This is a genomic window from Streptomyces sp. NPDC040432 (genome assembly GCF_055595445.1).
Genome location: NZ_JBVIVP010000007.1, coordinates 250,909 through 270,428 on the forward strand (window position 1 = coordinate 250,909; position 19,520 = coordinate 270,428).

At 73.0% G+C, this 19,520-nt stretch carries 16 protein-coding genes and 1 pseudogene; 9 read left to right on the forward strand and 8 right to left on the reverse strand.

Annotated elements, in window-relative coordinates; translation table 11 throughout:
* Window positions 1-403 (reverse strand): annotated as a pseudogene (locus ACZ58N_RS18460) (hypothetical protein); the annotation flags it as partial.
* Window positions 404-620: 217 nt separating this feature from the next.
* Window positions 621-1,256 carry a TIGR04222 domain-containing membrane protein gene (locus ACZ58N_RS18465; RefSeq protein ID WP_471160675.1) on the reverse strand — a complete coding sequence of 212 codons (636 nt, stop codon included), beginning with the start codon at window positions 1,254-1,256 and terminating at the stop codon, window positions 621-623.
* Between the two features lie 201 nt (window positions 1,257-1,457).
* Here ACZ58N_RS18465 and ACZ58N_RS18470 point away from each other — a divergent pair, with 201 nt between their 5' ends.
* Window positions 1,458-2,666 carry a DUF1266 domain-containing protein gene (locus tag ACZ58N_RS18470; RefSeq protein WP_471160678.1) on the forward strand — a complete coding sequence of 403 codons (1,209 nt, stop codon included), beginning with the start codon at window positions 1,458-1,460 and terminating at the stop codon, window positions 2,664-2,666.
* A gap of 42 nt (window positions 2,667-2,708) precedes the next feature.
* Here the strand turns inward: ACZ58N_RS18470 and ACZ58N_RS18475 are convergent, their stop codons facing one another.
* The 5 genes from ACZ58N_RS18475 to pdhA all read right to left on the reverse strand — a co-directional run bounded on the left by ACZ58N_RS18475 (window position 2,709) and on the right by pdhA (window position 8,252).
* Complete coding sequence (locus tag ACZ58N_RS18475; protein WP_471160681.1) at window positions 2,709-3,473, reverse strand: hypothetical protein; 765 nt, start codon at window positions 3,471-3,473, stop codon at window positions 2,709-2,711.
* Between the two features lie 64 nt (window positions 3,474-3,537).
* Entirely contained in the window at window positions 3,538-4,476 is a 939-nt protein-coding gene (locus ACZ58N_RS18480) for a GNAT family N-acetyltransferase (RefSeq protein ID WP_471160684.1), read from the reverse strand.
* Between the two features lie 133 nt (window positions 4,477-4,609).
* Window positions 4,610-6,046, reverse strand: coding sequence for a dihydrolipoamide acetyltransferase family protein (locus ACZ58N_RS18485; protein WP_471160687.1), 1,437 nt, complete (start codon window positions 6,044-6,046; stop codon window positions 4,610-4,612).
* An 11-nt stretch (window positions 6,047-6,057) separates the two neighbouring features.
* On the reverse strand, window positions 6,058-7,038 hold the full coding sequence (locus ACZ58N_RS18490) for an alpha-ketoacid dehydrogenase subunit beta (protein ID WP_471160690.1): 981 nt from the start codon (window positions 7,036-7,038) through the stop codon (window positions 6,058-6,060).
* Between the two features lie 5 nt (window positions 7,039-7,043).
* A complete protein-coding gene (gene pdhA / locus ACZ58N_RS18495) occupies window positions 7,044-8,252 on the reverse strand; it encodes a pyruvate dehydrogenase (acetyl-transferring) E1 component subunit alpha (RefSeq protein ID WP_471160693.1) in 1,209 nt (402 codons plus the stop codon).
* 325 nt (window positions 8,253-8,577) lie between these two features.
* Here pdhA and ACZ58N_RS18500 point away from each other — a divergent pair, with 325 nt between their 5' ends.
* Together ACZ58N_RS18500 and ACZ58N_RS18505 are read left to right on the forward strand one after the other, a co-directional pair.
* Entirely contained in the window at window positions 8,578-9,240 is a 663-nt protein-coding gene (locus ACZ58N_RS18500; RefSeq protein ID WP_383987124.1) for a response regulator, read from the forward strand.
* A 201-nt stretch (window positions 9,241-9,441) separates the two neighbouring features.
* Entirely contained in the window at window positions 9,442-9,867 is a 426-nt protein-coding gene (locus ACZ58N_RS18505; RefSeq protein ID WP_389699857.1) for a pyridoxamine 5'-phosphate oxidase family protein, read from the forward strand.
* 90 nt (window positions 9,868-9,957) lie between these two features.
* Here ACZ58N_RS18505 and ACZ58N_RS18510 read toward each other — a convergent pair whose 3' ends face one another.
* A complete protein-coding gene (locus tag ACZ58N_RS18510; protein ID WP_471160696.1) occupies window positions 9,958-11,577 on the reverse strand; it encodes a protein kinase domain-containing protein in 1,620 nt (539 codons plus the stop codon).
* Between the two features lie 238 nt (window positions 11,578-11,815).
* Between ACZ58N_RS18510 and ACZ58N_RS18515 the strand changes: the two genes are divergently transcribed.
* From ACZ58N_RS18515 to ACZ58N_RS18540, 6 genes are all read left to right on the forward strand, one after another.
* Entirely contained in the window at window positions 11,816-13,492 is a 1,677-nt protein-coding gene (locus tag ACZ58N_RS18515; protein ID WP_471160699.1) for a protein kinase domain-containing protein, read from the forward strand.
* Window positions 13,493-13,800: 308 nt separating this feature from the next.
* Window positions 13,801-14,307, forward strand: a complete 507-nt coding sequence (locus ACZ58N_RS18520) for a hypothetical protein (protein WP_471160702.1) — start codon at window positions 13,801-13,803, stop codon at window positions 14,305-14,307.
* A 106-nt stretch (window positions 14,308-14,413) separates the two neighbouring features.
* Window positions 14,414-15,067 carry a PadR family transcriptional regulator gene (locus ACZ58N_RS18525; RefSeq protein ID WP_471160705.1) on the forward strand — a complete coding sequence of 218 codons (654 nt, stop codon included), beginning with the start codon at window positions 14,414-14,416 and terminating at the stop codon, window positions 15,065-15,067.
* A 25-nt stretch (window positions 15,068-15,092) separates the two neighbouring features.
* A complete protein-coding gene (locus ACZ58N_RS18530) occupies window positions 15,093-15,836 on the forward strand; it encodes an ABC transporter ATP-binding protein (RefSeq protein WP_471160708.1) in 744 nt (247 codons plus the stop codon).
* A 101-nt stretch (window positions 15,837-15,937) separates the two neighbouring features.
* Window positions 15,938-18,694 (forward strand): ABC transporter permease, encoded by a 2,757-nt coding sequence (locus ACZ58N_RS18535; RefSeq protein WP_471160826.1) that lies wholly within the window; start codon window positions 15,938-15,940, stop codon window positions 18,692-18,694.
* A 105-nt stretch (window positions 18,695-18,799) separates the two neighbouring features.
* On the forward strand, window positions 18,800-19,339 hold the full coding sequence (locus ACZ58N_RS18540) for a bacterial proteasome activator family protein (RefSeq protein ID WP_281211160.1): 540 nt from the start codon (window positions 18,800-18,802) through the stop codon (window positions 19,337-19,339).
* Window positions 19,340-19,520 lie beyond the last annotated feature (181 nt).

Genomic DNA, 19,520 nt, shown 5'->3' on the forward strand with positions numbered 1-19,520 from the left:
GGACCGCCGGGGCGGCGACGGGCGGCTTCGGCGCGTCCACCGGCGGGGTCGGAGCGGCGGGGGTGGGCGGGAGGCTCTTTCTCAGGTCGGCGAGGGCCGTGTCGATCTTCGCCCTGAAGGCGGCCACGTCCGCCTCGGGGAGCTTGCCGTCGGAGGACTTGAAGACGGCGGCCAGCAGATCGGTCACGGGTTGCAACACCCCGGCGACCGTGCCGAGTTGCTGAACCTGCGCGAGCAGCGGATCGGTGCCGGCGATCGACTTCGACCCGGCCCCGGCCGGCGCCGCGACCGGTGGGCGCGCGGGGGCGTCGGCGGCGGTCGCGAGGCCGGGGGAGGCGACCAGCAGGGCGGTGCAGAGGACGGCGGGGACGGCGTGGCGGGTGAAGCGCGTGGAGCGGCGCAACGGATCTCTCCTGTCCGGCGGGGACCTACGGGCGACATGGGACGTGTCCCGGTCCACGTAGCGGCACCCCGCCGGACCCCGCAACCGCAGCGCGTCCACCACTCCCGGGGACACGCCGCGCAACCGGCGTACGCACCGCCCCGACCAGCGCCGATACCGTCACCCCCAGGCGATGCACCGTCAGATGCGCCGGCCCGTCGGCGCCCTCCGGGCCTCCTCAGTCACCGCCCCCGCCACCACCACCGCCGTCCCCGCCGCCGCAGGAGTGGCCGCCGTCCTGGCCGTCGCCCGACCCGTCGTGCCGGTCCTCCGCCCGGTCCAGGGCCTTGCCCATCCGGACGAGGGCCCGGCCCAGGCCGGCCGGCGGGGGCTGCGCCTGCGTGAAGGCCCGGCGCAGCAGCCTGTCCGGCAGCACGGGCGGCCCGTCGAAGACGTACGGCGGCCAGGCGCGGCTGCGCCGGGCCCGCGCCACCAGGCGCCGCCCGGCGGGGGTGGGCCGGTTCGGCCGGACGCGCCCCAGCAGCCGGGCCGCGCGCAGGTCCTGCCCGATCCGGGCCACCTCGGGTCCCCGGGCCAGTTCCGCCAGCACCATCGCCAGGCTCGCCCCGCGCGGGCAGAGCTCCGTCAGGGCCCGCTCCACGGGAACGCTCCCGGTGTCCGCCGGCGCCTCGGCCCGGACCCGGGATCCCGTGACCCGCACGAGGCCCCGCTCCCGCAGCCGCAGCAGCGCGACCTCGGCCACCCGGTGCGGCCCGCCCGCCAGCCGGGCCAGCCCGTAGACGTCCACCCCGGGCCCGTCCGCCCCGTACGCGTCCACCCCGTACCCGTCCGCCCCGTACGCGCTCCATCCCATTCCCCTTGCCCTCGCCATCCCCGTCGCCTCCCCGTTCCCGCTCCCCCGGCGTACGCGCGCCGTGTGCGGGAGATGTCCCGGTGGCGGTCGAGCCAATCCCGCAGGGCCGTATTCAGAGCGGGATCTGAGCTTGCGCCCCGACCCGCGTACCGTTCCGGATCCGCCCCGCAACGTCCCGGGACGTCCGTATAGGGTCCCGGTATGACTGGCTGGACCGCGCCGAGCGCGATCGAGAGAGAACTGCACGGGGCCAAGGAGCGCGGCGACTGGTCCGGCTACCTCGACGCCCTCGCCCGCGCGGAGCTGTTCATCCCGCAGTCCCGCGCCCGGGTCGACGCCGATCCGGGCCAGGCCCGCTTCCACCCGTCCCCCCACGACGGCAGCCTCGCCGTCTGGACGCGGGGCATGCTGCCCGCACCCGACGCCGACACCGTCTTCCTGCGCCAGAGCCTCGCCTGGTTCGCGAACGCCTGGGACGAGCGGGACCCGGCCCACCTCGCCGTGAACCCGGGAACGCCCGCCGAGGCGTACCTCACCACCACGCCGGCCGACCGCGCCCGCTGGCGGGCCCACTGGGACGCCGCCACCACCTGGGGTCCGGAGCCCGGCGGCGTGCACGCCCTGCACACCGGCGGACCGCTGCACGGACCCGTCGCGCACGGACTGGCCGTGGGGGCCCATCTCGCCGTCCTCAACGGGGAGTTCTGGAACGCCCTCGGCTACCACGGCAAGGGCTACACCCGCGAGCGCGAGCGCCTGCGCGGCTCCTGGGGGATCACGGACGCCTCGGGCTGGTTCGACGTGCTGCGGCGCATGCAGAACGCCGAGGTGGTCAGCCCCGTCTGGGAGTTCGCCCTGCGCGTGCGCCGGACGCTCGCCTCCGACTTCGCCGGCCCCGTCGACGTCGAGCACTGGCGGCACGCCGTCGAGTACGGGCTGCGCCGCAGCGCCGAGCAGGCCGTCGAGCCGAAGCTCACCCCGGAGGGCGTGACCATCGCCGAACCGCGTCCCGTCGCCGAGCTCGAAGGGGAGATAGCCGGCGTGCAGCGGCTGATCGGCCGGATCGCCCGCTACGAGCAGCGCTTCCGCGCCGACGGGCTGCTCCCCGAGGGCGGGTGGGTGCGTTCCGTCGCGGGCTGGGACCACGGCCGCGCCTCGCAGATGGCCCGTTGGGGCCTGGGCGCCCGCTACTGCACCGTCGAGGACACCGAGCGGGCCGTCCTCAGGGCGGGCGAGGCGGCACGCGGCAGCTACCGGTCGTGGGCGGAACTCTCCGCCGGATACCTGCTCGGGCGCTGCCTGCACTTCGACGAGGAGGAGTTCGGCGAGTGGTACGCGTCCTCGCTCGCCACGCACCTGACGCTGACCACCGACCCGGCGAGCCCCTGGCTCAACATTCCCTGGCGGTGACCGCCGCCCCCGGGTGAAGCCCGTCGGGCGCCCCGCCTGTTGCTACGGCAGTGCCGCGCGCACCTCCGACCAGGCGTCGACGGCCTCCGCCAAGGGGTCGTCGGCGGGCAGGAAGGGGCGTACGAGGACCATCCACGCGATCAGGCTCTTGATGCGGCGCAGGTGCAGGATCCGCCCGGGCGGCAGGTCGCGCCAGCCGACGGCCAGTGCGGCGGCCTCCCCCGGGGTGAGGTCGATCAGCTCCAGCAGTTCCCGGCACAGGGCCGCCGGGTCACCGCCGGGCCCGGGCCCGAACCGGCGGATCAGGTAGCTGTGCACGGCGGCCAGCTCCGAGGCCCGGGCGAGGTCGGGCGCGCCCTCCGCCTCGGCGCAGCGGTAGCCGGCGGCCAGCGCGATCCGGCCCCAGCGCAGCCGGACCCCGTCGGGCAGGTCCTCGTCCTGCATCCGTGCGCCGGCCAGGGCGCGCAGGGTGCGGGGGTGCGGTTCGTCCAGCAGCGGCGGTCCGGTGGCCAGCCAGGCCTCCAGTTCCGCCAGGGCGTGCCCGTCGGGCGGCACGGAGGTGAGCACCTGGCCGCGGGTGAGCAGCGCGACCATGGGCCCCGTGAGGTGGACCCGTGCGACACGACCGCCGCCGACGGAGGGGACGGTCAGTCCGGCGGCCTCTATCCGGCGCAGCCCGAGGCGCGCTTCCCCGGCGGCGTACACCTGCCCGGGGCGGGCGGCGCCGCCGAGGCACCGTACGAGGCACACGCCGCCCGTGACGTCGGCCCGCTCGACGGAGTACACCTGCAACTCGGTGATGGGCACGCGGACCCCCTTTCCCGGGCGGAGGCTACCGCGTCGGGGCCGCGTGTTCACGCGGTCGCCGGGGTCACGCCCCGGCGGGCTGCTCCAGCACGAGGCGGATCTCGGTGACCTCGTAGCCGCCCCGGTCGAAGGCGGCGGCCATCGGGACGTTCACCACGTCGGTGGTCGCGGTGACGCGCTCGGCGCCCGCCGCGGCGTGGAAGCGGGTGATCTCGCCGAGGACCTCGTCGATCAGGCCCTTGCCGCGCTGCTCGGGGACGACGCCGAGGTAGCCGACGTTGCGGTGGTACGGGGTCGCGGAGGGGATCGCCATCCCGGCGAGGGTGCCGTCGGGGAGGTGGGCCAGGCGCCACCAGGAGCGTTCGCCGGGGCAGTCGAGGTAGTAGGCGAAGTCGGCGCGGGCGAACTCCTCCTCGGTCATGGTGGCGAGTTCCTGCTGGGTGTTCAGGTCGAGGCTGCCGCGGGAGAGCCGGGCGAAGACGTCGAGGAACTCCTCGTCGGTGCCCTCGCGGAAGACGAGGCGGCCGGTGGCCTCGGGGGTTCCGGCGGCGGGGGTCCACTCGTAGCGCAGCCGCTCGACCTCCTGCGTCAGGCCGGCCCGCCGGGTGGCCTCCCGGCGCCAGGCGACGGCCTCGACGAGCGCCGGGTCGGAGCGCCAGTCGCGGGGCAGGGAGATGTTGTGCAGGGGGGCCTTGCCGAAGGCGGCGTGTCCGGCGGCCAGCAGGCCGGCGGTGAGCGCGGCCGGGTCGGCGACGTCCGCGCGGACCTGGAGGCAGTCGAGCGCGACGGGCCGTTCGCTGTCGGCCCGCCCCCACCAGAGGGCGCGGGCGAGGACCTCGCCGTCCTCGTCCTCGGCGAACCAGGTCCACTCGGGGCGGAACCGTCCGGCCGCGCGTTCCTCGCGGATGCGGTCGGGGGTGAGCGGCGGGACCGGGCCGTGGGCCGTGAAGGCGAGGGCGCGGTCGAGGTCTGCGGGGTCTGCTGTGGCAGCGCGGAATGTCATCGGGGTGATGATCACACGGTGGATGTACCCCCACCAGGGGTTTTACGTACGGGCCGGGGCCGGCCCGCGGACGCGCCGGGGGCCGGCCTCCCGTGGGGAGGACCGGCCCTCGGCGGATCGGTGCGCGCCCGGTCTACGACCAGGTGATGAGCCGGCGCGGGTGTTCCAGGACCGCCGCGATGTCGGCCAGGAAGCGGGAGCCGAGCTCGCCGTCGATCAGACGGTGGTCGAACGACAGCGCCAGGGTGGTGACCTGACGGGCCTTCACCTTGCCCTTGTGGACCCACGGCTGGAGCTTGATCGCGCCGACCGCGAGGATCGCGGACTCGCCGGGGTTGATGATGGGCGTACCGGTGTCGACGCCGAAGACGCCGACGTTGGTGATGGTGATCGTGCCCTGCTGCATGTCGGCCGGTGAGGTCTTGCCGTCGCGGGCCGTGGCGACCAGCGACGAAAGTGCCTCGGAGAGCTCCGGCAGCGTCTTGGCGTGCGCGTCCTTGATGTTCGGGACGATCAGGCCGCGCGGGGTCGCCGCGGCGATCCCGAGGTTGACGTAGTGCTTGAGCACGATCTCCTGGGCCGCCTCGTCCCAGGACGCGTTGACGTCCGGGTTGCGGCGGATCGCCACGAGGACGGCCTTGGCGATGAGGAGCAGCGGGTTGATCCGCAGGCCGGCCAGGTCGGGATCGGCCTTGAGCTCGGTGACCAGCTTCATCGTCCGGGTCACGTCGAGGGTGATGAACTCGGTGACGTGCGGGGCGGTGAAGGCGGAGCCGACCATGGCCTGGGCGGTGACCTTGCGGACGCCCTTGACCGGGACACGGGTCTCGCGGGCGGAGGCGTCCACGACGACCGCGACGGCGGGGGCCGGCGCGACCGGCGCCGCGGGGGCGGCCACGGGTGCCGGGGCCACGGCCTGCGGGGTGATCGCCGCGGCGGCCGCGGCGTGCACGTCCTCGCGGGTCACGACGCCGCCCTCACCGGTGGCGACCACCGTGGCCAGGTCGATGCCGAGGTCCTTGGCGAGCTTGCGCACGGGCGGCTTGGCCAGCGGGCGCTCACCCGTCGGCTGCGCCGGTACGGCGACGGCCACGGCCACCGCGGCGGGAGCCGCCGGGGCCGGAGCGGTGCCGTTGCGCGCGGGCGCGCCCTCGGCGGCCTTGCGCGGGCGCCGCTTGGTGGAGGCCGTGGACACGCCGTACCCGACGAGGACGGGCTGGCGCGCCGCGGGCTCCGGCTCGGCGGCCGCGGCGGCCTCCGAGCCCGTCGCGACGGCGGCGGCCACGGGGGCCTCGGCGACCGGGGCCACCTCGTCCGCACCCGTCTCGGCGCCGGTCCGCACCGAGATGATGACCTGGCCGACGTCGACCGTGGTCCCCTCCTCGAAGAGGAGGGCGTGCACGACCCCGTCGAAGGGGATCGGCAGCTCCACGGCCGCCTTCGCCGTCTCGACCTCGCAGACGACCTGCCCGTCGGTGACGGTGTCACCGGGCTGGACGTACCACTTGAGGATCTCGGCTTCGGTGAGGCCCTCGCCCACGTCGGGCATCTTGAATTCGCGGATCGTCATCGGGGCTCTCCTCAGTACGCCAGGGAGCGGTCGACGGCGTCGAGCACCCTGTCCAGGCCGGGCAGGTACTCGTCCTCCAGGCGGGCCGGCGGATACGGCGCGTGGAAGCCGCCGACGCGCAGGACCGGCGCTTCGAGGTGGTAGAAGCAGCGCTCCGTGATGCGGGCGGCGATCTCGGAACCCATGCCGAGGAACACCGGCGCCTCGTGGACGACCACGAGCCGGCGGGTGCGCTCGACGGAGGCCTGGAGCCCGTCGAAGTCGACCGGGGACATCGACCGCAGGTCCACGACCTCGACCGACTTGCCCTCCTCGGCGGCCGCCGCGGCGGCCTCAAGACAGACCTTCACCATGGGCCCGTAGGCGGCCAGGGTGATGTCGGTGCCGGAGCGGGCGACGCGCGCCTTGTGGAGCTCGCCGGGGATGGCCTCGACATCGACCTCGGCCTTGTCCCAGTAGCGCCGCTTCGGCTCGAAGAAGATCACCGGGTCGTCGCTGAGGATGGCCTGCTGGAGCATCCAGTAGGCGTCGCTCGCGTTCGACGGCGAGACCACCTTGAGGCCCGGGACGTGCGCGAACAGCGCCTCGGGGGACTCGCTGTGGTGCTCGACGGCACCGATGCCGCCCGCGTACGGGATGCGGATGACGACCGGCATCTTGATCTTGCCGAGGGCGCGGGCGTGCATCTTCGCGAGCTGCGTGACGATCTGGTCGTACGCGGGGAAGACGAACCCGTCGAACTGGATCTCCACGACCGGCCGGTAGCCGCGCAGGGCCAGGCCGATGGCGGTGCCGACGATGCCCGACTCGGCGAGCGGGGTGTCGATGACCCGCTCCTCGCCGAAGTCCTTCTGGAGTCCGTCGGTGATGCGGAAGACGCCGCCGAGCTTGCCGACGTCCTCACCCATGATCAGGACCTTGGGGTCCGTCTCCAGGGCCTTGCGCAGCGACTCGTTGAGCGCCTTCGCGATCGACATCTTTTCGATGGCCATGGTGGTCACTCCCCACCCTCGAAGGACGCGAGGTACGAGGCGAACTGCGCCCGCTCCTCGTCGACGAGCGCGTGCCCGTCCGCGTAGACGTTCTCGAAGATCGCCATCGTGTCGGGGTCGGGCATGGCCCGTACGACCTCGCGCACGCGCTTGCCGAGGACCTCGCTCTCCGCCTCCAGCTCCTCGAAGAACGCCTCGTCGGCGCCCCCGGAGGCCAGCAGGTGGGCCTTGAGGCGCAGGATCGGGTCCTTCGCCTCCCAGGCCGCGGTCTCCTCGTCGCGCCGGTACTTCGTCGGGTCGTCCGAGGTGGTGTGCGCGCCCATGCGGTACGTGAACGCCTCGACCAGGGTCGGGCCCTCGCCGCGGCGCGCCCGGTCCAGCGCCCAGCGGGTGACCGCGAGGCAGGCCAGGACGTCGTTGCCGTCGACGCGGACGCCCGGGAAGCCGAAGCCCTGGGCGCGCTGGTAGAGCGGCACGCGCATCTGGCGCTCGGTGGGCTCGGAGATCGCCCACTGGTTGTTCTGGCAGAAGAACACGACCGGCGAGTTGTAGACGGCCGAGAACGTGAAGGCCTCCGCGACGTCGCCCTGGCTGGACGCGCCGTCGCCGAAGTAGGCGATGACCGCGGAGTCGGCGCCGTCCTTGGCCACGCCCATGGCGTAGCCGGTCGCGTGGAGGGTCTGCGAGCCGATGACGATCGTGTACAGGTGGAAGTTGTTGATCGTCGGGTCCCAGCCGCCGTGGTTCACACCGCGGAACATGCCGAGCAGGTTGGTCGGGTCAACCCCGCGGCACCAGGCCACGCCGTGCTCGCGGTAGGTCGGGAAGACGTAGTCGTCGTCCCGCAGGGCCCGGCCGGAGCCGATCTGCGCCGCTTCCTGGCCGAGCAGCGAGGCCCACAGGCCCAGCTCGCCCTGGCGCTGGAGGGCGGTCGCCTCACCGTCGAAGCGGCGGGTCAGGACCATGTCGCGGTAGAGCCCGCGCAGGTCGTCGGTGGTGATGTCCGCGACGAAGGGCGCGAACTCCGCGAGGTCCGGATGGTCCGCGACCTCGACCCGTTCTCCTTCGGGCGTCAGCAGTTGTACGAGCTGAGGCTCGGCGTCGTGCGGCTGTGCGGTGGCGGCGGCGGTCTTGCGGGCGCTCGCCGCGCCGGCTGCCCGCTTGGTGCCGCTGCTGCGTCGCGGCTTGCGCGCGGCAGTGCTCTCCACGGTCACGTGTGCTCCTCCGTCGGTCCGGCACCCGGGTTCTCCGGGGTCCAGTGCGGCTCACCTGCATCTGTACCCGCGCACGGGGTGGGTGCGCGTCGAGTACGGGATTCAGGCGTGACAGGTGCCCCGGCGAGTGCCCTGCGCAATGCACGTTACCCAGTGCGCCGTATAACCGCGAAACCCCGTTTGACCTGCGATTTTGCTTGGATATCCAAGTAAATCGGCGGGAGCGCGAACAACCACTGGTCACAGCCTTGCAGGGGGCCGGAACAACGGCACGTTATCCCGGGTAACTCCGGCAGGGAAGGGGTGAGTGTGTGAAACTGACTTCGTGCGCGAAGACGGAAAAATCAAGGTATTCCTCCTGGACGACCACGAAGTGGTACGTCGGGGTGTTCATGAGCTGTTGTCGGTCGAAGACGACATCGAGATCGTCGGCGAGGCCGGTACCGCCGCGGACGCGCTGGTGCGCATCCCGGCGACCCGCCCCGACGTCGCCGTCCTCGACGTGCGGCTCCCGGACGGCAGCGGCGTCGAGGTGTGCCGGGAGGTGCGCTCGCAGAACGAGGACATCAAGTGCCTGATGCTGACCTCGTTCGCCGATGACGAGGCCCTGTTCGACGCGATCATGGCCGGCGCCTCCGGTTACGTCCTCAAGGCGATCCGCGGCAACGAGCTCCTGAGCGCCGTACGGGACGTGGCGGCCGGGAAGTCGCTCCTGGACCCCGTGGCGACCGCGCGGGTGCTGGAGCGGCTGCGCGACGGCAAGAACGGCAAAGGCGACGACCGGCTCTCCAACCTCACCGACCAGGAACGCAAGATCCTCGACCTGATCGGCGAGGGCCTGACCAACCGGGTGATCGGCGAGCGGCTGCACCTGGCCGAGAAGACGATCAAGAACTACGTCTCCAGCCTGCTCTCGAAGCTGGGCATGGAACGCCGCTCCCAGGCCGCCGCGTACGTGGCCCGCCTCCAGGCGGAGAAGCGCGCCTAGGACCTGCCGTCGCCGCGTGCGCCCCACGCCCCTGCCATGACGCACCGTGACGACCCCCCTCGGGGTTCGGGGGCGCTCGGGGGGGCGCCCGACACGGCCGGCGCTGCCCGGGGCGCGCCCGGCCCATTCGGGACCAACGTCCCCGATCATCGGGGCGGGATCCTCTTTCCCGACGCCCTGTCGGTGTCGGAGAGTGGTCGCATGTCCCCAGAGGAACTCCACGCCATCGAACTGTTGCGCCGCGTGCCCTACGGCCGGGTCGCCACCAGCATGCGCGCGCTGCCCTTCCTCGCGCTCGCCCGCCACATCGTGGTGAACGGCAAGGTCGTCCTGAGAATGCACGCCGGTTTCGGCTATCACCAGGCCTGCAACGGGAGTGTCGTTTCGTACGGGGCGGACAACTTCAATTCCCCCGACGACCGTCTGTGGTCGGTGCAGTTCACCGGAACCGCACAGATCGTCGAACCGACCAACGCGGAACTGGAACTATTCGGTCCGGGCCCGCATTTCGTGGACGGGGCGGTCTTCGACCCGGTCTACATGCGCATCGAACCGCAACTCGTCACCGTGCACACCCTGGCCGGGAACATGAGCCGGCAGGAACGGCAGTACCAACACGCACTGTGATCATCGGACGGAACGACCCGCATCGCGGCGGGTACGCGAAGGGCCCGGCGGAAGCAATTCCGCCGGGCCCTTCCCGGTTCCGGTACTCGCCTACTCGACCGGGTTCGCCGGGCCCCCCGTGACGGGGTCGGACGGCTCCTTCGTCGGGGGCTCCTTCGTCGGAGGCTCCTTCGTCGGGGGCTCCTTCGTCGGGGACGACGGATCCACCGACGGGCTCTTGCTCTCCGACGCGCTCGGGCTCGTACTGGCGCTCGCCGTCGGGCCCGTGCTCGGCGTGAACTTGTTGCTCTTGGTCGGGTTCGGCGCGTACGTCTCCTCGTACGTCTTCGAGGTCGACGGGGCCGAGGGGCTCGACTCGGGCTCCGGACTGGTTTCGCCCGACTTGCTCTCCGAGGCCTTCGGCGAGCTCTGGTTCGTGGTCGGGGTCTTGTCCTTGTCGCTGCCGTTGCCGCTCCAGGTCTTGACCGCGTACGCCATCCCGCCCGCGATGGCGAGCACCGCGAGGAGGGCGAACAGGATCATCTTCCAGCGCCCGCCGCCGCGCGGCCGTTCGTCGTAGCCGCCGTAGCCGCCCTGCCCGCCGCCCGGACCACCGGGACCGCCGCCACCGGGGAACGCGGAGCCGTCGTCCGGGTTCAGCGGCGGCACCATAGGCTGCTGGAACTGCGAGGTGGTGGAGTGCGGGGAGTACTGGCCGCCGTTGCCGTTCGGCTGCATCGCGGTGGTGGAAGAGCCGGGCTGGCCGTGCGGGAGGGACATGGTGACCGGACCGGTGTTCCAGGTACCGGTGTTCGCGCCCTGGTCCTGGAGCATCCGGAGCGCGTACTGGACGAGCCCGCGCATCTCCTCGGCGCTCTGGAACCGGTCGTCCGGGTCCTTCGCGAGCGACCGCATGACCAGGCCGTCGAGTTCCTTCGGGATCGAACCGCCCTCGGGCAGCTGCGAAGGCGGCACCGGGGCGTCCTGCACGTGCTGGTAGACCACCGACAGCGGGGTCTCCCCTGTGAAGGGGGGCCGCAGCGCGAGGAGTTCGTAGAGCAGGCAACCGGTCGCGTACAGGTCGCTGCGGTGGTCCACGGCCTTGCCGAGGGCCTGCTCGGGCGACAGGTACTGCGGGGTGCCCATGACCATGCCGGTCTGGGTCATCGTCGACTGCGCGCCGTGCAGGGCGCGGGCGATGCCGAAGTCCATCACCTTCACCGCGCCGGTGTTGGTGATGATGACGTTCGCGGGCTTGATGTCACGGTGCACGATGCCGTGCTGGTGCGAGTAGGCGAGGGCTTCCAGCACGCCCGAGACGATGATCAGGGCCTGCTCGGGGCCGGGGGCCTCGGCGCTGATCAGCAGGTCGCGGATCGTGCGGCCCTCGACGAGCTCCATCACGATGTAGGGGACGACGTTCGGTCCGACCCGGTCCTCGCCCGAGTCGTACACGGCGACCACGGCGTGGTGGTTGAGACCGGCGACCGACTGGGCCTCGCGCGTGAACCGGGCCTTGGACACCGGGTCCTCGGCGAGGTCGGCGCGCAGCAGCTTCACGGCGACGGTGCGGCCCAGGCGCACGTCCTCGGCGGCGAACACCTCGGCCATGCCGCCGCGGCCCAGGCGGTGGGTCAGCCGGTACCGGCCGTCCCCGACGATGCCGCCCGCGCCCCAATGTTCAGGACCGTCAGCCATCCCGGCGCCGTTTCCCTCGGGTTCGGGTGCCATCAGTCCTCGCCGTCGTCTCTCTCGTCCGCTCTAGCGGTGGGCCTCTATCGGGTCCTCATCGGGTGCTCCGACGAACGCTACAGCCTCGGAACCGGTCGCCGTTCGGACAAAGGCACCCCGTCGCCCCGCGGTCACGGAACGGGTACCTGGCTTGACGTGTGCTTGCCCTCCGGCAGACTGGGCGCCACGCGCGCTCAGCCGGACGCGTGGGGACGCAGCCCGAGGGGAAGCAACAGTCATGAGCCAGGACGGCACACAGGGCCGGTACGCAGGCGGCTCTCTGGCCGGTGGCCGTTACCAGCTAAGGGATTTGCTGGGTGAGGGCGGCATGGCGTCGGTCTACCTCGCGTACGACTCCGCCCTCGACCGGCAGGTTGCGATCAAGACCCTGCACAGCGAACTGGGGCGTGAGGCGTCCTTCCGCGAGCGGTTCCGCCGTGAGGCGCAGGCTGTTGCGAAACTGTCGCACACCAATATCGTCTCGGTCTTCGACACCGGCGAGGGCGAGGTCGTCTTCGGCGGGTCCTCCGGCGGCGACAGCACCGTGATGCCCTACATCGTCATGGAATACGTGGAAGGTCAGCCTCTGGGCTCCGCCCTGGAGTCGGACATCCGCCAGTACGGCGCCATGCCCGCGGAGAGGGCGCTGAAGGTGACGGCCGACGTCCTGGCCGCGCTGGAGACCAGCCACGAGATGGGCCTGGTCCACCGCGACATCAAGCCCGGCAACGTGATGATGACCAAGCGCGGCGTCGTCAAGGTGATGGACTTCGGCATCGCCCGCGCCATGCAGTCGGGCGTCACGTCGATGACGCAGACCGGCATGGTCGTCGGCACCCCGCAGTACCTCTCCCCGGAGCAGGCGCTGGGCCGTGGCGTGGACGCGCGTTCCGACCTGTATTCGGTCGGCATCATGCTCTTCCAACTGCTGACCGGACGGATCCCCTTCGACGCGGACTCGCCGCTGGCCATCGCGTACGCGCACGTGCAGGAGGAGCCGGTGGCTCCGTCGACCATCAACCGGTCGGTCACCCCCGCGATGGACGCGCTGGTCGCCCGAGCGCTGAAGAAGAACCCGAACGAGCGCTACCCCACGGCCGCCGCCATGCGCGACGACCTGCTGCGGGTGCTGTCGGCAGGGCAGACGGGAGCGCCGGCGATCGTGCCCGGCACCGTCACCGGGGGCAGCGGCGCGGGCGTGGGCTCCGCCGTGTTCCCGCCCGTCGACTCCGGGTTCCAGGCCCCGCCGCCGCAGTCGCTCCAGCAGCCCTACCAGGCCCCGCACACCCCGACGCCGTCCCCGTACGCGCCGACGCCCGCACCGCAGCACCACCAGGGCGGGTACGCCTACCCGCACACGCCGCCGCCGGCCCAGCAGCAGTACGCCCCGCAGACCCCGGCGCCGTTCACCATCTCCCCGTCGCACACGGGCGGCGCGGGTCCGGCCGGTTCCGCCGGCGGCAGGCGGAACACCCCCGTGGTGGTCGGCGCGATCGTCGTGGCCCTGCTGGCCGTCGGCGGTTTGATCGCGGCGATCTCGATGAACGGCAAGGACGAGGACCCGCAGGCCGGCCCGGGGCCGTCCGCGTCCACCTCCGCTTCCGCGTCCGGCACCGCCAAGGCGGGCTTCAAGGGGCCGGACACCTCGCGCACGATCGACGTCGAGAAGTGCAAGAAGCCGACGAAGTCCTACAAGGACGCGAACAAGGTCATCGCGCCGGACCTGCGGTACAAGAACCTCCGCTCGGTCAAGGAGTGCCTCCAGGCCGCCGGCTGGCGCTACGACATCGAGATGCGGGACGAGGCCGTCTTCGGCCAGGACACCGTCCTGGAGCAGCTGCCCGCGGCCGGTGACGACGTGGCGAAGGACGACACGGAGTTCAAGCTGATCGTCTCCAGCGGCAACCCGCAGTAGGAGAGGCCGTTCCCGGGCCTCCCGGACGGCCCCGCGCGACACACCCGGCATCCCGGGCCACCCCGATGGGCGGCCCGGGATGCCGCTTTTGCCCCACTATGTAAATCTGAGCACGGACCTGCCGCCGTGCGGCCGGTCGCTCCGCCGCTCCGTTCGCCCGTCCGCACGTCCGCCTGCTCGCCCCACCGCATCGCCCTCGGTCTTCCGCATCACCGGATCTCGGTCCTCCGCATCACCGTCCTCGGTCTTCCGCATCACCGGATCCCGGTCTCCGCTTCCACGGTCACCCGGAACGGGAGGGGCCACCCGTGACTCAACGCCTGCGCGTCCCGCACTGGGCGGCCGGAGCGGCGGTCGCCGCCGCGCTGCTGGTCACGGCGCCCGCGAGCGCCGCCCCCGGCGCCCCCGCGGCCGCGGTCACCGCCCGGACGACGGACGTGCCGGGAGGACCCTCCACGGAACTCGCCGGCAGCGCCGCGGGCGAGGGTCGGCAACGTCCCGGGCGACCCGCCGCCGAGCCGGCCTCCGTCGAACCGGCCCGGGCCCCGCGTCCGGCACGACCGGCCCACCCCGTGCGACCGGCCCGCCCCGAGCACCCCGTACGACCCGTGGAGCCGGCCGTTCCGCCCGAGGTGGCCCCCGAGCCGCAGCCGCACGCCGTACCGAGCACGCCCTCCTCCGTCACCGCGATCGGCACCGGGCCGAACGAGCGGGCCGCGGATCTGGCCGCCCACATACTGCCGCTCGGCACCGGGTTGGCCCTGATGGGACTGGGGCTCGGCTTCATGGGGATGCGGCTGCGGCGCGACCGCTGACCCTCGCCCCACCCCGCCCCCACGGCCTGCGAACCCCGGCCGGCCCGGCGCCGGCCCGTTCCCGGGATTCTTGCGATCGGGGGCATACTCGGTATACATACTGAGTATGTCGATTCGCCACGGGCTGCTCGCCCTGCTGGAACGGGGCCCCCGCTACGGCTCCCAACTGCGCTCCGAGTTCGAATCCCGCACCGGCTCCACCTGGCCGCTCAACGTCGGGCAGGTGTACACCACGCTCGCCCGCCTGGAGCGCGACGGACTCGTCGCCCCCGGCGGCGAGGACGCGGCCGGACACACCCTCTACGTGATCACCGACACCGGGAGCGCCGAACTGCGCCAGTGGTACGAGCGCCCCGTCGACCGCACCAACCCGCCCCGCGACGAGCTGTCCATCAAGCTCGCCATGGCCGTCGGCGCCCCCGGCGTGGACATCCGCGCCGTGATCCAGTCCCAGCGGCACGCCACCGTCCAGGCCATGCAGGACTACACCCGGCTCAAGGCCCGCGCCCTCGGCGCCATCGAAAGCGGGCAGGCCGACGAACGCGACGACCTCGCCTGGCTGCTGGTACTGGAGCAGCTGATCTTCCAGACCGAGGCCGAGGCGCGCTGGCTCGACCACTCCGAGGCACGGCTCGTACGGCTCGCCGCCCAAGCCCGCCGGACACCCGCCGAGCCCGCCCCACCCCGGGCCACCGCCACCGAGCCCACAGCCGGCGCCACCGCCGGCCGGCCCCGCACCGCCCGACCGCGGCGGGGCTGACCACCGTTCCAAGGGGGAACCCCTCATGCCCGACCAGCACCACGAACGACCCGTGCTCCAGCTCGACCGGCTCGTCCGCACCCACGGCAGCGGCGCCACCGAGGTGCACGCCCTGCGCGGGATCGACCTCAGCGTCCACCCCGGCGAACTCGTCGCCGTGATGGGCCCGTCAGGATCCGGAAAATCCACCCTGCTCACCCTCGCGGGCGGCCTCGACACACCCACCAGCGGCCGGGTCGTCGTCGAGGGCGTCGACATCACCACCGCGAGCCGCAAGCAGCTCGCGGCGCTGCGCCGGCGCAGCATCGGCTACGTCTTCCAGGACTACAACCTCATACCGGCCCTCACCGCGGCCGAGAACGTGGCGCTGCCCCTCGAACTCGACGGGATGTCCGCCCGCAGGGCCCGCTCCGCCTCGGTGGCCGCGTTGGAGGAGATGGGCCTCGCGCAGCTCGCCCACCGCTTCCCCGACGAGATGTCCGGCGGCCAGCAACAGCGCGTCGCCATCGCCCGCGCCCTGGTCGGGGACCGCCGACTGGTGCTCGCCGACGAGCCCACCGGCGCCCTCGACTCCGAGACCGGCGAGTCCGTCCTCGCCCTGCTGCGCAACCGCTGCGACGCGGGCGCGGCCGGCATCCTCGTCACGCACGAACCCCGCTTCGCCGCCTGGGCGGACCGCGTCGTCTTCCTGCGCGACGGCACCGTCGTCGACGAGACCCTGCGCAGCGGCGCCGACTCGCTGCTCACGGAGCGGACGGCCGGCCTGTGACCTCCCCGTTCAGCTCCTGGTACCACCCCTGGGCCGCGGCCCTGCGCATCGCCCGCCGCGACGCCTGGCGCGCCAAGGGCCGCAGCGCCCTCGTCCTGTCGATGATCGCCCTGCCGATCATCGGCGTGAGCGCCGCGGACCTCACCCTGCGCAGCGGCGAACTCTCGCCCGAACAGACGCTGACCCGGCAGCTCGGCGCCGCCGACGCCCGGATCGGCGAGGCCCACCTCGACGCCCCCCTGTTCCAGCACCCGGACGGCGAGCGCTACGCACCGGTCGGCGGCTACGACGCCTACCGGCCGGGCAAGCAGCCCGACCTGCCCCCGCTGAAGTCCACGGTCCCGGCGGGCGCCAGGGCCGTCGAGGACACCTCCGGCCACTCCAAGGTGCACACCGCGCACGGCATCCTCGCCACCGACCTGCGCGAGCTGGACGTCCACGATCCGGTGACCCGGGGCATCGTCGTCCTCGACCGCGGCCGGTTGCCCGACGGGCCCGGGGAGATCGTCGCCACCAACGCCTTCCTGAAGGCCTCCGGGCTGTACGTCGGCTCCTCGGTCACCCCGCGCGGTTCACCGGTCGCGTACAAGGTCGTGGGGGCGTACGAGCTCCCGTCCTCGCTGAAGGCCGTGGAACTGCTCGCCCTCCCCGGCACCCTGCTCACCCCGCTGGACAGGGCCCTGCAGTCCACCGGGGCGCCCGGGGTGTCGGCCCGGACCTCGTACCTGGTCTCCGTCGGCGGCGATGGTTTCACGTGGAACATGGTCAAGAAGGCCAACACCAAGGGCGCGCTCGTGCTCTCCCGCGCCGTGTCCCTGAACCCGCCCGCCGACTCCGACGTCCCGCTGTTCCGGCAGGAACCGAAGGAACGGTTCGAGCAGCCCGGATCGGGGGGCAGCGTCACCGAGCGGGCCGTCCTGGCCACCGTCGTCGGCCTGACCATGCTGGAGGTGTGCCTGCTCGCCGGTCCCGCCTTCGCGGTCGGCGCCCGGCGCTCGCGCCGCCAGCTGGGGCTGCTCGGCGCGAACGGCGGCGACCGACGGCACATCCGGGCCGTCGTGCTCTCCGGTGGCCTCGTGATCGGCGCCGCCGCGGCCGTCATCGGCACCGCGATCGGCGTGGCCCTCACCGTCGGGCTGAGGCCCGTACTGGAGGAGCAGCTCGGGGCCCGTTTCGGCGGCTTCGACGTCCGCCCGCTGGAGCTCCTCGGGATCGCCCTGCTCGCCGTGCTGACCGGCCTCCTCGCGGCGATCGTGCCCGCCGTCACCGCGTCCCGGCAAACCGTCCTGGCCTCGCTGACCGGCCGCCGCGGCGTCCGACGCGCCAACCGGGTACTGCCCGTCATCGGCCTCGTCGCCGTGGTCGGGGGCGCCGCGCTCGTCCTGTACGGAGCGAACCAGCGGGTCAGTGCCACCGTCGTCGCCGGCGGCAGCGCCATCGCCGAGCTGGGCGTCGTCGCCCTCACGCCGGTACTCGTCGGTCTGTTCGGGCGGCTCGGGCGATGGCTGCCGCTCTCTCCGCGCCTCGCGCTGCGCGACGCCGTCCGCAACCGGGGGCGCACCGCGCCGGCCGTGGCCGCCGTGCTGGCCGCCGTCGCCGGGACCGTCGCGGTCTCCACGTACGAGCACAGCCGTGACATCCAGGCCAGGCACGAGTACGTCGCCCAACTCCCGGCCGCCGCGGGCACGCTGACCGCCGGTGACAACAGCGGACACAAGGACGTCCCGGCCCTGCGCGAGACCCTCACCAGGACGCTGCCGGTCTCCGTGAGGGCCGACGTGGACCGGTTCGTGGTCGGCAACCCGAACTGCGAGAGGAGCGCCTCCGACCCGGGCTGCGGAAGTGTCGAACTCATCACCCCGAAGGAGCAGCGCTGCCCGCTCTTCGAAGCCCCGGGCGGGAGCGACTCCTTCACCCCCGAGCAGGCCCGTGAGCTGCGCAAGGACCCGCGCTGCGCACCGAGGAAGTTCTTCTCGTCCACCGATGTCGTCGTCGCCGACGAGAAACTGATGACCGTGCTCGCGGTCACCGACCCCGCGTCCACCACCGCCCTCAGGAACGGCCGGGCCGTCTCCTTCGACCCGCGCGACGTGAAGGACGGAAAGGTCACCCTGCGGGTCGTCACCGACCAGGCCGCCGCCGACGAGGCGTCCGCGAAGAACGCCGAAATCCCCGGCCAGGACAAGCCGCTCGCCGTGCACACGGCCCCCCGCCCGGACGAGGGCTGGGGCATCCGGCTGGTCGTACCGCCGGCCGCCGCCAAGGCGGCGGGGCTCGCCACCGCCCCCGTCGGCGCCTACTTCAGCCTCGACGGCCCCGCCACCGGCGAGCAACGGCAGAAGCTCGACGGGGAGATCGACCGGATGGGCGCCGACGCCCACCTCAGCATCGAGGAGGGCTACAAGACGGAGAGCACCCTCGGCGTGCTCGTCCTCACCGTCTTCGCGGGCCTGGTCACCATCGGCGCGGCCGGCATCGCGACCGGCCTCGCCCAGGCCGACGCCGAGGCCGACCTCAAGACGCTCGCGGCGGTCGGCGCGGCCCCGCGCGTGCGGCGCACCCTGAGCGGCTTCCAGTGCGGGGTGGTCGCCCTGATGGGCGTGGTCCTGGGATCCGCCGCCGGGATCCTGCCGGCGGTCGGACTGCGGCTCACCCAGGAACGCGAGCAGGAACGCCTGATCCGGCGCGGCGTCGAAATGGGCTACGCCACGCTGAAGGACACCGAGCTGTACGTGCCGATCGCCGTGCCCTGGGCCACGCTGGCCGCACTGCTGATCCTGGTGCCGCTGGGAGCGGCCCTGCTCGCCGCACTGGTCACCCGGTCGAGCGGCGCGCTGGCCCGCCGGGAAGCGGGCTGACACCGGTGGCGGGGGCCGGGCGATGTTCCGGCCCCCGTACAGGGTGGATCACGCTCTCGCGGGGGCACACCGTGTGAGTACGCAGGTGTGCGAGAGAATGACGGCATGGAGATGCCGAGGAGTGAACGGTCGCAGGACAGCCCCCCGAACGTCCTGATCGTGGGACAGGACGGGATGGCGGTCGGCGGCGCCGATGACGAGTCGCGCGAGGTCCCGGTGACGGAGATGGTCGAACAGCCCGCCAAGGTCATGCGGATCGGCAGCATGATCAAGCAACTCCTGGAAGAGGTACGTGCCGCACCTCTCGACGAGGCGAGCCGGGTCCGGCTCAAGGACATCCACGCCGCCTCGGTCAAGGAGCTCGAAGACGGCCTCGCCCCCGAGTTGGTCGAGGAACTGGAGCGCCTGTCCCTGCCGTTCACCGAGGAGGCCATTCCCTCCGAGGCGGAACTGCGGATCGCTCAGGCGCAGTTGGTGGGCTGGTTGGAGGGTCTCTTCCACGGGATCCAGACGGCCCTGTTCGCGCAGCAGATGGCGGCGCGGGCCCAGTTGGAGCAGATGCGCCGCGCTCTGCCGCCCGGCGGTTCGCACGAGGACGACGAGGACGGCCCGCACGGCGCGGTCCGCTCCGGCCCCTACCTCTGACCTCCGACGAGCACCGAGCACCACACCGGCGGGGCCGGGGCGACCGCGCCCCGGCCCCGCCGCCGTTCCGGGCCCGGCCCCGGGCGGCCCCGGGCGGCCCCGGGCGGGCCCGGGCCGCCGCGCCGCCCGTGGGTGGGACCGGTAAGGGCGCCGTAAGCAGGGGCGGACGGGGTGGCGCGGG

Coding starts and splice junctions, on each gene's coding strand:
- ACZ58N_RS18465 (WP_471160675.1), bottom strand. CDS start 1,256: ATGGGATGGAGCGCGTACGGGGCGGACGGGTACGGGGTGGACGCGTAC.
- ACZ58N_RS18470 (WP_471160678.1), top strand. CDS start 1,458: ATGACTGGCTGGACCGCGCCGAGCGCGATCGAGAGAGAACTGCACGGG.
- ACZ58N_RS18480 (WP_471160684.1), bottom strand. CDS start 4,476: ATGACATTCCGCGCTGCCACAGCAGACCCCGCAGACCTCGACCGCGCC.
- ACZ58N_RS18485 (WP_471160687.1), bottom strand. CDS start 6,046: ATGACGATCCGCGAATTCAAGATGCCCGACGTGGGCGAGGGCCTCACC.
- ACZ58N_RS18490 (WP_471160690.1), bottom strand. CDS start 7,038: ATGGCCATCGAAAAGATGTCGATCGCGAAGGCGCTCAACGAGTCGCTG.
- ACZ58N_RS18505 (WP_389699857.1), top strand. CDS start 9,442: ATGTCCCCAGAGGAACTCCACGCCATCGAACTGTTGCGCCGCGTGCCC.
- ACZ58N_RS18510 (WP_471160696.1), bottom strand. CDS start 11,577: ATGGCACCCGAACCCGAGGGAAACGGCGCCGGGATGGCTGACGGTCCT.
- ACZ58N_RS18515 (WP_471160699.1), top strand. CDS start 11,816: ATGAGCCAGGACGGCACACAGGGCCGGTACGCAGGCGGCTCTCTGGCC.
- ACZ58N_RS18525 (WP_471160705.1), top strand. CDS start 14,414: ATGTCGATTCGCCACGGGCTGCTCGCCCTGCTGGAACGGGGCCCCCGC.
- ACZ58N_RS18530 (WP_471160708.1), top strand. CDS start 15,093: ATGCCCGACCAGCACCACGAACGACCCGTGCTCCAGCTCGACCGGCTC.
- ACZ58N_RS18535 (WP_471160826.1), top strand. CDS start 15,938: ATGATCGCCCTGCCGATCATCGGCGTGAGCGCCGCGGACCTCACCCTG.
- ACZ58N_RS18540 (WP_281211160.1), top strand. CDS start 18,800: ATGGAGATGCCGAGGAGTGAACGGTCGCAGGACAGCCCCCCGAACGTC.